Raw genomic sequence first — 15,345 nt, forward strand, 5'->3', positions numbered from 1 at the left:
AACATGATTGAGAACAAAAACGACAATAATACGATAAATCTATTAAATGAGAAAGTAGCTTCGGAGCCTTTTTTAATTGCTGTCCATCGTGGAAGCAGTATGGGAAATATTATTGAAAATACGCTCCCTGCTTTTTATGCAGCAATGCAATCTGGCGCAGATATTTTAGAAATAGATGTAGTTCGCTCGATTGATGGGAAATTTTATGTGTTCCATGATGGGAATGAACGTAGACTCCTAGGACAGGAACAAAACATTAGAGAAATGGATTCTGCATTTATCGAGTCTTTAAACTATCGAAATAATATCGGCCAAGTTGTCAATTATCAAGTGGAAAAATTAGAACATGTTTTAACAAGCTTAAAAGGCAGTGGCATGCTCCTTAATTTAGACCGTTCTTGGTCTGATTGGGACACATTGCTACCTTTCCTAGATCAGTTTGACATGGCAGATCAAATTATTTTAAAATCTCCAGTCGAGCAAAGTTATTTAGCTATTTTGGAACAGCACTCTGTAAAGTATTCCTATATGCCAATTGTAAAAAAATTAGATGAAATAGATGAAGTGCTAAACTATCAGAATATGAATTTGACAGGTATGGAATTAATTGCAGAAGATGAGGAAAGTGCATTTTTTCAAGATGATACCATTCGTAGTATTAAAGAAAGGGGATTATTTATTTGGCTAAATGCCATTGTACTAAATCATAAGGACGTATTGTATGCCAAATATGATGATGATCAATCCATCATTAAAGGACCTGCTTACGGTTGGGGGAAACTTGTTGAAAAAGGGTGCGATATTATTCAAACCGATTGGCCAAGTCTATTAGATCAATATAGACAAGAGATTAGGAAGAAGAATGGATAAAGTGACACTTCAATCAGTGGGGGTTTTCTTCATCCCCCACTGATTGTTAGTCCCGTTCTAGTGTCGCTAATACCTCCACTCCGTTTCGGTAAAGCGACACTACGAACCCGATTGGTTCAACTAAACCTTTGAAGACCACAAAGGTAAGTTTCACTGTATCTCACCAATCGGGCCTTTACGGGCAGTTGTCCCCCACCTATGTTTTTGATTCACTCACCCAAGCCTTGAGGTGGGGGTCTTACTGCCCGTTAATGCGGGATAAAAAATACAAAAAAGAGGTTGCGTATGAATAAAACGATCGAAGATATCCATGTTCATGTATTAATGTGGCTTGAGGAAGCGGCACATATGATCCGTGATTCGTTTGCTGGACAGTTAATGATCGAGACAAAAGCTAATCGTAAAGATTTAGTCACAAATATTGATAAAAACGTTCAAGATTTCTTGATTCGGAAAATCACAGAATACTATCCGACTCATCAAATTTTAGGTGAGGAATCAGCTGAACAATTCACAGCAAAAAATCGGGAACATATATGGATCATTGATCCAATTGATGGGACGGCCAATTTCGTAAAACAACAGGATCATTTTTGCATCCTGATTTCTTATTACGAAAATGATATTGGAAAATTAGGCTATATGTATGATGTAATGAATCGTGATATATATTATGCAATAGCAAATGAAGGAGTTTTTCTAAATGATAGAAAACTGTCTGCCCCGCCAGCTATTTCATTACAAGAAGGGCTTGTCGCTATTGATGTACAAAACTGGTGCGGTAAATCATGTTTAGAGGAACTTTCCAATGAAGCTTTTGATATCCGCTATTTTGGCTGTGGTGGCATTGACAGCATTCATGTAATAACTGGGAAATTTGCGGCGTTTGCAACATCGAAGGCAGGTCCTTGGGATAAAGCAGCTCAGTTGATTTTCGCAAAGGAATTAGGATTGCGCGTCTCCAGGTTTGATGGAAGTAATGTGAATTATTTAGAAGGTGGCGATTGGATCATTGCCAATCAGTCAGCTTACGAGGAGCTTTTAGCTATTGTAAAAAAATTTTAATAGCAGCAAACGATGTGGAAACAGTCTTTTTAAAAATTAGGCTGTATTATAGGACGCTGTTGATTTTTGGCTCATTTTAGCTCTGTCTTCATGAAACGCTTGGAGAAAGCTCGCTTTCCCCAGGCGTTTCATGAAGACAGAGCTACCTTTCAGCTATGCTGAAAGGTGTGAGACTGCGGTCTCACACGAAATGAGCCCAAAATCGTATAATCAACAGTATGGATGAACATAGCCAAAATTTAAAAGGTGGTGGAAATGATGGCGACCATATTAGATATAGCAAAAGAAGCAGGGGTATCGCATGGAACGGTATCCAATGTTTTAAATGGCAAAGGGAATGTCAGTTCAAAAAAAATGGAACTTGTCTTAAAAGCAGCTGAAAAGTTAGGATACAATCTTAATAATAATGCAAAGTTGCTTCGTTCTGGTAAAAGTCAAACGATCATTATGATTTTACCGAGTCTTGGATTAGAGGAATACTCTATTTTTTACGAAAATGCTTTGAAAGAAGCAAACTTCAGAGACTTTCAGTTGAGGTTGTACTGTACCTATGATAATCCAATAAAGGAAAGACAAATTATTAAGGAAATTATTAAAGAGCGCCCATCAGGTATTATCACGGTTTCTGCATTAGAAGATGCTAACGAGTATTATGAGCAAATTCCGATTAATAAAAGTGACATCATTTTTATTAATCGAAAGATTGTAAATGCGCAGGAATTTATTACTTTTGATTTTAATCAGGCTGGGATTGAGATTGCAACATTTATCGACCAACATACTACCGGTAAAATAGCCTTGTTTACTGGGGAAGAGAATTTTGCAAATGAGCATGATTTTACAATTTCAATCTTGAAAAGTTTAGAGAATCGGGATGTTACTGTCTATCAGTCCACATTATCTCATGAATATGAAAATGCGTTTAAACTAGTCTTAGAATCTTCCTTCGACTGTATTATCGCAACAAATGTCTCGAAAGCCCAATTATTGGTTAAAGCATTTCATTATGGTTCAAAACAAAACTTGCCAAAAATAATAACACTTGGCCCATTAAAAAACACGTATAGCAATGAAATGCTGTACTATTATCAGGATTTTGGTTATTTGGGTGAACGAGTCGTAAAAAATATCATTCAAACGATTCATTTAAAAGATAAAAGTCATTCTCATATTTATCCTAATTATGGATTTCTGATGAAGCCAAACCGATATAATCATTTTCAAACAGAGATTAAGATTCTTACCATTGATTCACCAGCAACGCATGCACTAAAAAAAGTCATAACGCATTTCGAAAAGAGTACTAACTGCATCGTACAACTTGATATCAAAGCCTATAATGAGGTTTTTCAAATCCTTGAGGACGACGAAATGTGGAAGACGTATGACATTATTAGGCTCGATATTGCTGGTTACTCTTGGTATGGGCAGAAAATTTACCGTCCATTACAGGGTTTAGAAGTAGAATTAGATGAATTTATTAATGAGTTACCATACTTTCTAAAAGACGCTTACGTCAATATAAACGATACTGCATATGCGGTTCCATTTGATATTAGTATTCAAATGTTATTTTATCGGAAAGATATTTTTGATAATGACATCGTCAAGCGAAAATACTTTGAAAAAACGAAATCAGAACTTAGAACACCTACGACATTTGAAAAATATAACGAGTTAATTACATTTTTCAATGAAAGTGACTTTGACCAAGTAAAGGAATTAGCGGGTGCTTCGATGATTTCAGGCAATATTGAGACCATTGCAGCCGAATATTTGCTTAGGTATTATTCCTTAAACGGTGATATTCTCACTACTTCAGATATTGAATTGGACCGAGAAATAGCGATCGGTGCCATGAAGTTACTTTACGATAATTATCAGAATTCTCTCGTCATTGACTCGAATTGGTGGGGGGAGGAAGTACAAGCCTTTATTGATGGGAAATCGGCAATGGTGATTGGATTTATGAACCATTTATCGGTTGTCTCCCAAAGTAATATTAAAGATTCGATTGGAATTGCTGATGTACCAGGGAACGCACCTTTGCTTGGTGGAGGGATTTTAGGAATAACGAAATCAACGAATAAAGTGGCAGCATCCATTGAATTTCTTACTTGGCTCAACAGTCCAGAAATTTCGGAACAAATTAATTTACTCGGCGGCAATACGGCAAGCTACTTTCTCTCGAATAACTCTGTTGTCAGAACGATGTATCCATGGTTAGCAAAAGCAAAAAAGACAATCATGAATGGAAAGCGGGAAACTGTTTTTGAAAATGGTCAGTGCATCGATTTAAAACATACTGAAGAAATCATCGGAAAACATATACGAAAACTATTAGCAGAAGAGCAACCACAGTTTGAAAAATGCGTCGAAAACATAAATGAAGAATTGCTGGAAAAACAAGAGCTATTAACCGTTCAAGTTTAGGTGAGAAGTAGGTCTAGTTATCATATAGATTGAATACAGGTTTCACATGTTAAAACGCTATGGAAATTTTTGTTTACAGCAATGAAATGTGTTTGTGGAATTAGGCATATTGGAATAATTAAACTTGGCTCTTTTCGTAAAGATTGTTGTTTTTAGCAAGAAACCAATTCGAACAGATGTTGATCTTCGTTACAGGTGCGAGACTCCTGCGGGAAAAGCGTGTTGAGGGAGACCCCGCAAGTGCAAAGCACTGAGGAGGCTTCTGAGACCGCCTCTACAACGGAAATCAACCCGGGTTATTAGTGTAAAAATGATTGAAAAGCAACAAAGTATGTGAAAACAGCCTTAAACTTTTATATCTTATAAGCAGTCTGAATACATGTAGACTCCTAATAGACAGTCATAGTGCCAAAAACTGAACATAAACCACAGTCAATGTAAGCTGTTAACGCTGACAGACCGTGTATTCAGATCAATGGATAGAACCGTAGCAAAAATATTTTTCCTGCCCTAATTCAAACGCTTGACTATTCGTAATTTACAGAATATAATTCGGTTAACTTAAAACTAAATACACTTTTTAAAGCGTTGAAAAGGGAAAGTAAGATTCAAGTATTTTTACACAGAGAGCTTCGGTAGCTGAAAAGAAGCAAAAATATGAATCCGAACAATGGCCTTTGAGCTTCGTGCTGAAACAATCTAACTGAGTATGGTTATTGATTGAAGTAGGTTCCGACGAGATTTGGTACTCGTTATCCATACCACAGTATAAAGAGTTGCATTTATTCTCTTGTACTTGCAGAGGCTGTTTTGTGTGAGCAAACAGTAAATTAAGGTGGTACCACGTGGATATAAACCACGTCCTTATCTATTTTCATTAGATAGGGGCGTGGTTTTTTTATTGTTTTTCAAATTACCGCAAAGTTAATCCAAACAAGTGGAACTGACCGACTAGCTGTTTACAATCTGACAAAAGAACTTCAAATAAAGTTGACGTAGTTCCGCTCTGTTTTCCACAAAAAAGTATATAAAAAGAAGGAGGAAAATATAATGAACAATCATCTCGTTTTACAAACAGATTTTGGTACAAGTGACGGTGCAGTTAGCGCTATGTATGGTGTAGCTGTTACAGTAAATCCGGAGATCCGAATCTTTGATTTAACACATGACATTCCTCAATATAACATTTGGGAAGGTTCGTACAGATTATACCAGACAGTTGCTTATTGGCCGGAAGGAACGGTGTTTGTTTCTGTTGTTGACCCAGGTGTTGGCTCGGAGCGCAGAAGCATTGTTGCAAAAACGGCTTTGAATCAATATATTATTACTCCTGATAATGGAACGCTCACCCATATTAAAAATAGTATTGGAATTGTCGAGGTGAGAATGATTGATGAAACTGTCAATCGTCTGCCGCATTCTGGTGAATCTTACACTTTCCATGGGCGTGATGTCTATGCATTTACAGGTGCTCGACTTGCTTCCAAATTGATTACGTTTGAGCAAGTGGGGCCAACTGTGCCTGTTGATTCCGTCGTCGAACTGCCCAAAGGGGATCCGAGCATTACTAATCATGTTCTTACAGGGCATATCGACATTCTTGATATTCGCTTCGGTAATTTATGGACAAATATTGATCGGATACTTTTCAAAAAATTATCTGCTGAATATGGTGATTCTTTTGAAGTGACCATTGAAAATGATACTCGCCAAGTCTATAAAAATATTATGACGTATGGGAGGACATTTGCTGACATTCATTTAGGCGAGCCATTGCTTTATGTTAACTCACTCGACAAAATTGGCGTCGCGATTAATCAAGGGTCCTTTGCCAAGGCATACCATATTGAAACCGGAGCAACGTGGAAAATTTCTATACGCAAAATACCCAAAATTGTATATAATTAATACTTAAAAATTATAATTGGGGGGAGAAAATGAAAAATAATCTTTTATCAATAAAAACAATCGTGGCGATTGGGATTGGGGCAGCTGTTTTTGTGATTTTAGGCAGATTCGCTGTCATTCCAACAGGGGTGCCTAATACGAATTTTGATACATCATATGGATTTTTAGCGTTAATGGCTGTAGTCTTCGGACCGATTGCCGGCGGCTTGATTGGTTTAATCGGTCACGCTTTAAAGGATGCGATCTTTTATGGAACTCCTTGGTGGAGTTGGGTTCTCGTGTCGGGAATCGTTGGTTTCTTAATTGGTCTTGTATCAAAGAAAATCAATATAGAAGCAGGGAATTTTAATGTCAAAAAAATGATTCTGTTCAATGTTGTTCAAATCATTGTCCAAGCGATTGGCTGGTTCCTAATTGCTCCATCGTTGGATGTTTTCATCTATGCTGAACCTGCAAATAAAGTATATTTACAAGGGATGGTTGCTGGAGGATTAAACATGGTGACAGTGGCTGTTCTTGGTACGCTGCTGCTTGGTATCTATGCAAAAAGTCGCAGTCAAAGTGGCAGCTTGATTAAGGAAGATTAATTAGACACAAATGCACTGTTTTATTAGGAGAAGATGTATGAAAAAACCGGTAATTCAATTTGAAAACTATAGCTTTCAATATCGCAGTCAGGCGAAACCAACATTAAATGACATCAACTTAACGATCTATGAAGGGGAAAAGGTTCTCATTGTCGGCCCTTCAGGGTCTGGAAAAAGCACACTAGGCCATTGTATCAATGGCCTAGTTCCCTTTTCTTATAAAGGGGAAGTGTCAGGAAGGTTGAAAATCAGTGGCGAGGATGTCAGGGAATTAGACATTTTTTCCTTATCCAAAAAAGTCGGGACGGTTCTCCAGGATCCTGATGGTCAATTTATTGGTCTTACAGTTGCTGAGGATATCGCTTTTGCATTAGAAAATGATTATACACCACAGACACAAATGTTTAATAAGGTTGCAGAAGTGTCAAAAATGGTCGAAATGGAGAATTTTTTGGACTCCTCACTGCATCATCTTTCCGGAGGACAAAAACAAAGAGTCTCACTGGCAGGGGTAATGGTGGATGATGTGGAGATTCTTTTATTCGATGAACCATTGGCCAATCTTGATCCAGCAACAGGGAAATATGCGATTGAACTTATTGATCGGATTCAACAAGAAACGAAAAAAACCGTTGTGATTATCGAGCATCGCTTAGAAGATGTCTTGCATTGTCCTGTTGACCGCATCATTGTCGTTGATGACGGCAGGATTATCAGTGATATGACTCCAGATGAATTATTAGCCTCCCCCATTTTGGAGGAGTGTTCCATCCGTGAGCCCTTGTATGTGAAAGCCGCAAAATATGCCGGCTGTACTATTACATCAGACATGTATCCCGCTCATATCGATTCCTTTCAAGTAGATGACTGTAAAGATAAGTTGGCAGACTGGTTTATTAAAGTGAATGGTCCTCAGCCTAAAGTGAAAACAGAAACGATTTTGGAGTTAAATAACATCGATTTTGGCTACACATCGGGGAAAAGAACCATTTACGGTGTTTCTTTTTCGATTGAAAAAGGCGAAATGGTCAGTATTGTAGGAAAAAATGGGGCAGGAAAGTCGACGCTTTCTAAATTAATTTGCGGCTTTGAAAAACCGAGTTCTGGGCGCATTTATTATCGGGGACTAGATATTACTGAAGATACGATAAAAGATCGTGCTTCAAGAATCGGAATAGTGATGCAAAACCCGAATCAAATGATTTCAAAACAGATGATCTATGATGAAGTTGCGCTTGGTCTCATTCTCCGTGGTGTACCGGAAGCGGAAATTAAAGATAGGGTTTTCAAAACATTGAAAATATGCGGACTGTACCCATTCCGTAACTGGCCGATATCGGCGTTGAGCTTTGGCCAGAAAAAGCGGGTAACCATCGCCTCGATTTTAGTTTTAGAACCAGAGGTAATTATTCTTGACGAGCCTACTGCAGGACAAGATTTTCGCCATTATACTGAAATTATGGAGTTTTTGGTGGAACTCAATCGTCAAGGTGTAACGATTATTATGATTACTCATGATATGCATCTCATGCTTGAGTACACACCGCGGGCGATCGTGATTGCTGGCGGGACAAAACTAGCCGATGATACGGCCGTCAATGTACTGGCCGATTCTAGCATCATCAATGAGGCAAACTTAAAGGAAACTTCCATATTTGAATTGGCGCTTCGGGCGGGAATAAGCGAACCGAAAGAGTTTGTCGATCGGTTTATCGCTTATGATCGGGAGGTGAGACAGAAATGGCAGTAGAAATGCTTTCCTACATTGATCGGCAATCGCCGATTCATCGGCTTACAGGTGTAACCAAGCTGATTTGCTTTATGATATGGTCATCGATCGCGATGCTCACCTATGATACACGAATTTTGGTCTGCCTCTTCCTATTTAGTATCTTTGTTTTTATCATTTCCAAAGTAAAACTAAAGGAAGTAGCCTTTGTCCTCCTGTTTATTTTGTTCTTTCTCATGATCAATAACGTGGCAATTTATGTTTTTTCGCCGCAAGAAGGGGTAAAAATCTATGGGACAAGCCATGTTCTGTTTGAAATCGGAGGGCGTTATACGATTACAATAGAGCAACTTTTTTATCAAATGAATGTCACGCTAAAATATTTTACAGTTATTCCTGCAGCTATCCTATTTATTGTGACAACCAATCCAAGTGAATTTGCGGCTTCATTAAACCGCATTGGTGTCAGTTACCGCATTTCTTATGCTGTCGCGCTTGCGTTACGATATATTCCCGATATTCAACGGGATTTCCGTAATATCTCGCTTTCCCAGCAAGCTCGTGGAATTGATATGTCACGCAAAGAAAAGCTGACCAAGCGGATTAAGAATGCCGCTTCAATTATCGTCCCTCTCATCTTATCAAGTCTCGATAAGATCGAAGTGATAAGTAATGCGATGGAACTTCGAGGCTTTGGAAAAAATAAAAAGCGGTCCTGGTACCGGGCCCGTCCATTTCAAAAAATCGATGTGATAACTATAATCCTATTTGTTCTCATTCTATTGATATCACTATACGTTACCTTCCAAGATGGAAATCGGTTTTATAATCCTTTTTAGGAATATTCTAAGTTAGATGTTCTGACAATTTTTACCTCCCTAACGTGCAAAAAGAAGTAACTGCCCTCCCTCACCAAGGATAAAGGGTAGATACTTCTTTTTGTAATGAACAATCAAACATGAGCGGAACGGGGGGATTTACCCCCTCCTACTCGAATTTAATTTACTTGGAATTCTAATCATTTATCCATGAACTTTTTATTTGATAATATTAAAGTGTATAGTAATCAAAATTTACTGTACTTTGATAAAAAGTGCTTAGGCATGATATAAGTATAAAAGAAGCAGGGACATTTTTGCTTTTTATTTAGGGGGACAAGGGCTTGTCCTGGTGTCCTATAATGAGAGGATATTGAATATGATAGATAATTTTTGGCGTGATTTACCAAGACCGTTTTTTGTACTAGCACCAATGGAAGATGTGACAGATGTTGTTTTCCGCCATGTAGTGAGTGAAGCAGCCAGACCTGATGTGTTTTTTACCGAGTTTACAAACACGGAGAGTTATTGTCACCCAGAGGGGAACCAGAGTGTACGTGGGCGCTTGACTTTTACAGAAGATGAACAACCAATTGTAGCTCATATATGGGGGGATAAGCCCGAATATTTTCGGCAAATGAGTATTGGTATGGCGAAACTAGGGTTTAGGGGTGTAGATATCAATATGGGCTGTCCTGTCCCTAATGTGGCATCCAAAGGGAAAGGAAGTGGCCTTATTCTTCGTCCGGAAGTCTCAGCAGAAATAATACAAGCAGCAAAAGCAGGAGGATTGCCTGTAAGTGTGAAGACAAGGCTGGGTTACACGGATGTAGACGAGTGGCAGGACTGGCTAACGCATATATTGCAACAAGACATTGCTAATCTTTCCATTCATCTGCGTACAAGAAAGGAAATGAGCCAAGTAGATGCTCATTGGGAGCTGATTCCGGAGATCAAGAAACTTCGTGATCAGGTGGCACCAAATACACTTTTGACGATCAATGGGGATATTCCTGACCGTCAAACTGGCTTGAAGCTCGCTCATCAATATGGTATTGATGGGATAATGATTGGGCGTGGTATTTTTAAAAATCCATTTGCCTTTGAAAAAGAGCCGAAGGAACATAGCAGTAAGGAATTCCTTGATCTCTTAAGATTGCAGCTTGATCTCCATGATAAATATTCAAAAGAATTAGAGACACGTTCCTTCAAAGCCCTTCATCGCTTTTTTAAGATCTATGTTCGAGGGTTCCGAGGGGCAAGTGAATTAAGAAATCAATTAATGAGCACAAATTCAACAGATGAAGTGCGTGCAATGCTCGATAGCTTTGAGTGAAAGATTGTTGATAGGACGGGGGAGAATTATTTTTTGGGTGTACAGCTTGGGGACGGTTCCCTTGCTTCCTTCATTATGTCGAGTATCAACTTCCTCTCTGATTATGTGAGGCATACAAAAAGGAATTCTTAAAATGTTCCTAATATAGACTTCGTTCACTAAAAGGCAATTTATTATAGTTTGTCTTTTTATCTCTTAACAATATCAATTATAAAGCAGCTTGATTTATTTAGTAGATATTATAAGCCTTGAAAATGAAAGGACTGTATGGATTCGTTTATAGAATCTATACAGTCCTCAGTTAATTAATTAACTCTTTGAATTCTTCCCTCAGACTTATAATCAAAAGGAGAGGGTAGTGTTTTTACAAAATCAACGGTTGCATCTACATCTATTGGGCCAATTTCTAAATCAGTAGAAAGAGCTCCAATACCGTAATTAAGGTTTCCTGTCATATAGTTGTTGATAACAACAGTGTATTCTTTCGTTTTATCAATCTTGCTTCCGTCTGGTAAGAAGATGTCTATAACCTTGCCTGTTTTAGCTGTGCTGTCATAAGTATACGTGTATTTAAAGCCAGCAATATGGAAGTCAAGACCTCTATCTGTAATCTGGTTATTTAAAACTGTCTCTAAATCTGCACCGCTAAGTTTTACTTTATTTAATACATTACCAAATGGCTGAATGGCAAATAAATCACCAAATGTTACTTCACCTTCATCTAATGGAGAGCGGACACCGCCACCATTCATCATAGCGAAGTCTGAGTTCATTGCAGCTTTCATACCATCCGCAATAAGATTTCCAAGAGCAAAATCCCCAAATTCATTAGCTACAGTTGGATAACCTTTTTCAAGGGTAGATAAAGATTGCCCAACAACTTCTGCTTTAATTGGTTCGGCCTTCTCTGAATATTTCTTCATTATCGCTGCAACTTCTGGATCTGGAGTATAGTCCTTTTGATAAACAGTTTTAATCTCTGCTGATTTATTAATGATATCTCCAGTAACGCGGTCAATTTCCACTTCTACATCAGAAAAAGCAGATCCATAAGAATAGGCTTGAACAATTAGTTTGTTGTCCACTTCTCGGTTTACCATTACATGGTTGTGTGCAGCAAAGATGACATCCACTTCATCATCAATTTGTTCTGCAATTCTGCTAGCATCGAAAGAATCTGTATAACCTGTTTGGGTAGCAGGATTATGAGCAAGGACGATGATTGCTTCGATTCCTTGTCCTTTTAATTCTTCAGTATACTTGTTAATGGCTTCAACTTCGTCTGTAATCTTTAATGATTCGTTTCCTTTTCTAACAATCATGGAAGGTGTTTCTTGAGTTACAACTCCGATCACACCAATTTTTTGATCTTCAATTGTGAACACGGTGTAAGGATCAGTAATTAAATTTCCATCTCTTGTATCATAGGCGTTTGCTGCAACAAGCGGGAAGTTCATTCCGTCATAACCAACCATTCCGTTTGGATGATCTCCACCGTTCATCATACGGAGTAGTTCGTCAATCCCTTCATCAAATTCATGATTTCCAAATGTGCCTGCATCAAAACCGATATTTTCCAAAACTTCTATGGTAGGCTCATCTTGGAAAAGAGCGGAAATTAGTGGGCTTCCCCCAATCATATCACCTGAATGTAAAAGAAGTGTATTTGGATTTGTTGCTTCTTCTTGTTTTAATGCAGCTGCTAAGTACTCAATATGCCCAGCTGATAAATTTCCAACCTTTGTAACCGTATCTAACTGTCCGTGTAAATCATTTACTCCTAAAAGCTGAACCTTTAATCGGTCGCTATCCGAATGGCTATTCAAGTTAAAATTAAAGATTCCAAAACCTTTTGAATCGGTTTTGCCAGTATAAGAGAAAGGGCTTTCTTCTCTGATATATTGCTCTGCCTTTGGTGAAGTCGTAAAAGTAACATTCACATTTCCTGAGATTGGAGCAATAGACCAGTTTCCATCAGCTGTCGGGGTAATTTCTTTCACCTCAGAAATGTAGTCCATTAAAACTTGACGGTTTTCATCGGCTGCATCGACTACTAATTCACTGCCTTTTAATCCAGGGAAATTTCCTCCGCCACCAGCACGGTAATTATTTGTAACTACGATAAATTCTTGCTTAGGATCTAAAGGTTTACCATTATATTTAAGATTCACAACACGGCTTGAGTCAGGGGTTAAAAGTGTCCCATTCACAGCGTATTTGGCAGGCTTTGTAACATCAATTTGATATTCTACGCCATCAATTACATCAAAGTTAAATACTTGAAATGCAGGATTTATTAACGGTTGTTCAGTTGTTTTTGAAGGATCAATGGTGTTGTATTGACCAGCGGACATTTCAATCCACTCTTTAACAACCGAACCTTTTACTTTAATGGCTTTTAAAGTGTTGTCATACAGATATAAGTCACCTGCACTACGAATCGTCAAATCACCTTTCTTGATTTCTGTGTATTCATCAACACCATTACGACCAGCTTTAAAAGGGGCTCCTACTGATAAAATGGGAAGATCTTTTAATTCTGGCTTGTTTAGTTCAATATATTTTTCGACATACCATTTTTGTGCGTTTGTAACTACTTGAATAGACGGATCATCTTGTACGAGTGCGAAATAGCTATAAATGTCATCCGTTGTAGTACCAATTGGTGTATTAACATATTTTAAGGTCGCTTCATGATCTGCTTCTACAGCATTTACAATTTCTTTGTCTGGTTGAACAGATTCTACTTGTCTTGTGGAGGATTGGGAATTAGAAACAGACCATTTCCCTTTTACTTTTTGTAAGTTAAGATCAATAATTCCTAATGATCCACCTCCAAATCCAGCTTGTACAGCAGCAACACCGTTGATTGTTCCTTTTTCGTTATCTACTCCAGGGAGAGGTTGTCCATCGGTACCTTTGAACAATGTATCTAAACTTGCTACATTGTTTGCTGGGAATGTTTTATGAGTATGTGAAAATGTAATGGCATCAATACCAGGTACTTTACTTAAAGCATATACTGTATCTTCAGTATTTGCTTCATTTCCACTAAAACCTGAGTGAGCTAATGCGATAATTACATCTGCTCCTTCTTCTTCCATAATAGGGATATAGTTTTTAGCTGTTTCTACGATGTTTTTGGTTATGACCTTTCCATCTAGATTAGATTTATCCCACTCATTAATTTGAGGAGGAACAAATCCGATATATCCGATTTTAATGACATTTGTTTTACCAGATTCATCTTTTACTTTTTTATTCACAATTTTATAAGGGGTATATTTATTAATATCATTAGTTGGATCATTATCATGATCATCTACATATACATTTGCATTTACAAAAGAAAAGTTTGCATCATCATATACTTCGTCTAGATACTCCAACCCATAGTTGAACTCATGGTTTCCAAGTGTCGCCATATCATAGCCCATTAAGTTCATGGCCCTGATAGCTGGATGTATTTCTCCTTCCTTCAAAGGGTCAATTTTTGCTTTGTATGTACCGAGAGGAGTCCCTTGTATAAGGTCGCCATTATCCACGAGTACAGAGTTTTTTACTTCTGCTCGTGCCTCTTTAACAAGAGTTGCGGTTTTAGCTAGTCCCAGTTTAGGGGCCAAACTATTTTTGTAATAGTCAAAGCTCAGTAGATTTGTATGGATATCAGTCGTTTCCATGATGCGAAGTTCAACCTGCGATTGAACCTTGTCTTTAGAGGGGTTTGCAGCCATTGCATTGCCAGACAAGAAAGGAGCTGCTAACACAGTGATTGCAAGTGTACTGGACAAAATTTTCTTGCCCCTGTTTCTTCTTCCTAATTTCATTATGCACTCATCCTTCTATATTTTTTTGTGTTTAATAGGCCTAAAGAATAATATAGCAAAATAAATTTTAAGATAGTGTTAATTTTCAGAATACCAGGTAGATATTACCGGTTATTTTGGTGTTTTAGCCATAATTGGTTAATTATACTCACTTTTTTATTTAATAAATTTATTTGTTTTGAGAATAAATACACAGGAGGTTTGTAGGATATATATGTTAATTGGACTACCATTTATAGTGGAGTAGAAAAATTGTAAATAGTAGTTTACATTTTATTAACTTTTTTTGATTGGCTCTTTTCGTAAAGATTGTTGTTTTTAGCAAGAAACCAATTGGAACAGATGTTGATTGTAGTGGAAGGTGCGAGACTCCTGCGGGAAAAGCGTGTTGAGGGAGACCCCGCAAGTGCAAAGCACTGAGGAGGCTTCTGAGACCGCCTCTACAACGGAAATCAACCCGGGTTATTAGTGTAAAAATGATTGAAAAGCAACAAAGTATGTGAAAACAGCCTTTTGATTTAACGTAAAAAGGAAAACACGTGAAACTAGAATTGCCAGAATTTGAAGTTGTTAATCAAGAAACTTTTCCTACTCATTATGTCGTTCATGTCGAGAAAAAAGCAGAGGAAGAACGTGAGTCCCTTTCTTTCTAACATTGCGCTGGATGAACCAAAGAATTAGAGAAAAGAGGGCATAAATTCGTTCGTTACGCAGATGACTGTGTGCCACGAAGGCAAACAAAGTGTGCTTGAAAAGCACATCTAGTAAGCCG

At 37.8% G+C, this 15,345-nt stretch carries 9 protein-coding genes and 1 other annotated feature; of the genes, 8 read left to right on the forward strand and 1 reads right to left on the reverse strand.

Going from position 1 to position 15,345, the window contains the following annotated elements; genetic code table 11:
• Positions 1-3: 3 nt before the first annotated feature.
• The 8 genes from V179_RS0101510 (at position 4) to V179_RS0101545 (ending at position 10,746) form a co-directional block, all read left to right on the forward strand.
• Entirely contained in the window at positions 4-870 is an 867-nt protein-coding gene (locus V179_RS0101510) for a glycerophosphodiester phosphodiesterase family protein (protein ID WP_028389958.1), read from the forward strand.
• Between the two features lie 285 nt (positions 871-1,155).
• Positions 1,156-1,935: an inositol monophosphatase family protein gene (locus V179_RS0101515; protein WP_034300201.1), complete on the forward strand. Its 780-nt coding sequence runs from the start codon at positions 1,156-1,158 to the stop codon at positions 1,933-1,935.
• A 258-nt stretch (positions 1,936-2,193) separates the two neighbouring features.
• A complete protein-coding gene (locus V179_RS0101520; RefSeq protein WP_028389960.1) occupies positions 2,194-4,368 on the forward strand; it encodes an extracellular solute-binding protein in 2,175 nt (724 codons plus the stop codon).
• 579 nt (positions 4,369-4,947) lie between these two features.
• Positions 4,948-5,237, forward strand: a binding site (T-box leader).
• A gap of 181 nt (positions 5,238-5,418) precedes the next feature.
• A complete protein-coding gene (locus V179_RS0101525) occupies positions 5,419-6,276 on the forward strand; it encodes an SAM hydrolase/SAM-dependent halogenase family protein (protein ID WP_028389961.1) in 858 nt (285 codons plus the stop codon).
• 29 nt (positions 6,277-6,305) lie between these two features.
• Positions 6,306-6,863 carry an ECF-type riboflavin transporter substrate-binding protein gene (locus V179_RS0101530; RefSeq protein ID WP_028389962.1) on the forward strand — a complete coding sequence of 186 codons (558 nt, stop codon included), beginning with the start codon at positions 6,306-6,308 and terminating at the stop codon, positions 6,861-6,863.
• Positions 6,864-6,900: 37 nt separating this feature from the next.
• On the forward strand, positions 6,901-8,613 hold the full coding sequence (locus V179_RS0101535) for an ABC transporter ATP-binding protein (RefSeq protein ID WP_028389963.1): 1,713 nt from the start codon (positions 6,901-6,903) through the stop codon (positions 8,611-8,613).
• On the forward strand, positions 8,604-9,431 hold the full coding sequence (locus V179_RS0101540; protein ID WP_028389964.1) for an energy-coupling factor transporter transmembrane component T family protein: 828 nt from the start codon (positions 8,604-8,606) through the stop codon (positions 9,429-9,431). Before V179_RS0101535 ends, V179_RS0101540 begins: the two co-directional genes overlap by 10 nt.
• A gap of 358 nt (positions 9,432-9,789) precedes the next feature.
• Complete coding sequence (locus V179_RS0101545) at positions 9,790-10,746, forward strand: tRNA dihydrouridine synthase (protein WP_028389965.1); 957 nt, start codon at positions 9,790-9,792, stop codon at positions 10,744-10,746.
• Between the two features lie 305 nt (positions 10,747-11,051).
• Here the strand turns inward: V179_RS0101545 and V179_RS0101550 are convergent, their stop codons facing one another.
• Positions 11,052-14,573: a bifunctional 2',3'-cyclic-nucleotide 2'-phosphodiesterase/3'-nucleotidase gene (locus tag V179_RS0101550; RefSeq protein WP_028389966.1), complete on the reverse strand. Its 3,522-nt coding sequence runs from the start codon at positions 14,571-14,573 to the stop codon at positions 11,052-11,054.
• Positions 14,574-15,345 lie beyond the last annotated feature (772 nt).

It is taken from the genome of Bacillus cihuensis (genome assembly GCF_000504145.1).
Taxonomy (GTDB): domain Bacteria; phylum Bacillota; class Bacilli; order Bacillales; family DSM-1321; genus Peribacillus; species Peribacillus huizhouensis.

What these genes read in the sequence shown, in the direction of transcription:
- V179_RS0101550 (WP_028389966.1), bottom strand. Translation starts at nt 14,573, where the DNA reads ATGAAATTAGGAAGAAGAAACAGGGGCAAGAAAATTTTGTCCAGTACA.
- V179_RS0101530 (WP_028389962.1), top strand. Translation starts at nt 6,306, where the DNA reads ATGAAAAATAATCTTTTATCAATAAAAACAATCGTGGCGATTGGGATT.
- V179_RS0101540 (WP_028389964.1), top strand. Translation starts at nt 8,604, where the DNA reads ATGGCAGTAGAAATGCTTTCCTACATTGATCGGCAATCGCCGATTCAT.
- V179_RS0101510 (WP_028389958.1), top strand. Translation starts at nt 4, where the DNA reads ATGATTGAGAACAAAAACGACAATAATACGATAAATCTATTAAATGAG.
- V179_RS0101525 (WP_028389961.1), top strand. Translation starts at nt 5,419, where the DNA reads ATGAACAATCATCTCGTTTTACAAACAGATTTTGGTACAAGTGACGGT.
- V179_RS0101515 (WP_034300201.1), top strand. Translation starts at nt 1,156, where the DNA reads ATGAATAAAACGATCGAAGATATCCATGTTCATGTATTAATGTGGCTT.
- V179_RS0101520 (WP_028389960.1), top strand. Translation starts at nt 2,194, where the DNA reads ATGGCGACCATATTAGATATAGCAAAAGAAGCAGGGGTATCGCATGGA.
- V179_RS0101545 (WP_028389965.1), top strand. Translation starts at nt 9,790, where the DNA reads ATGATAGATAATTTTTGGCGTGATTTACCAAGACCGTTTTTTGTACTA.
- V179_RS0101535 (WP_028389963.1), top strand. Translation starts at nt 6,901, where the DNA reads ATGAAAAAACCGGTAATTCAATTTGAAAACTATAGCTTTCAATATCGC.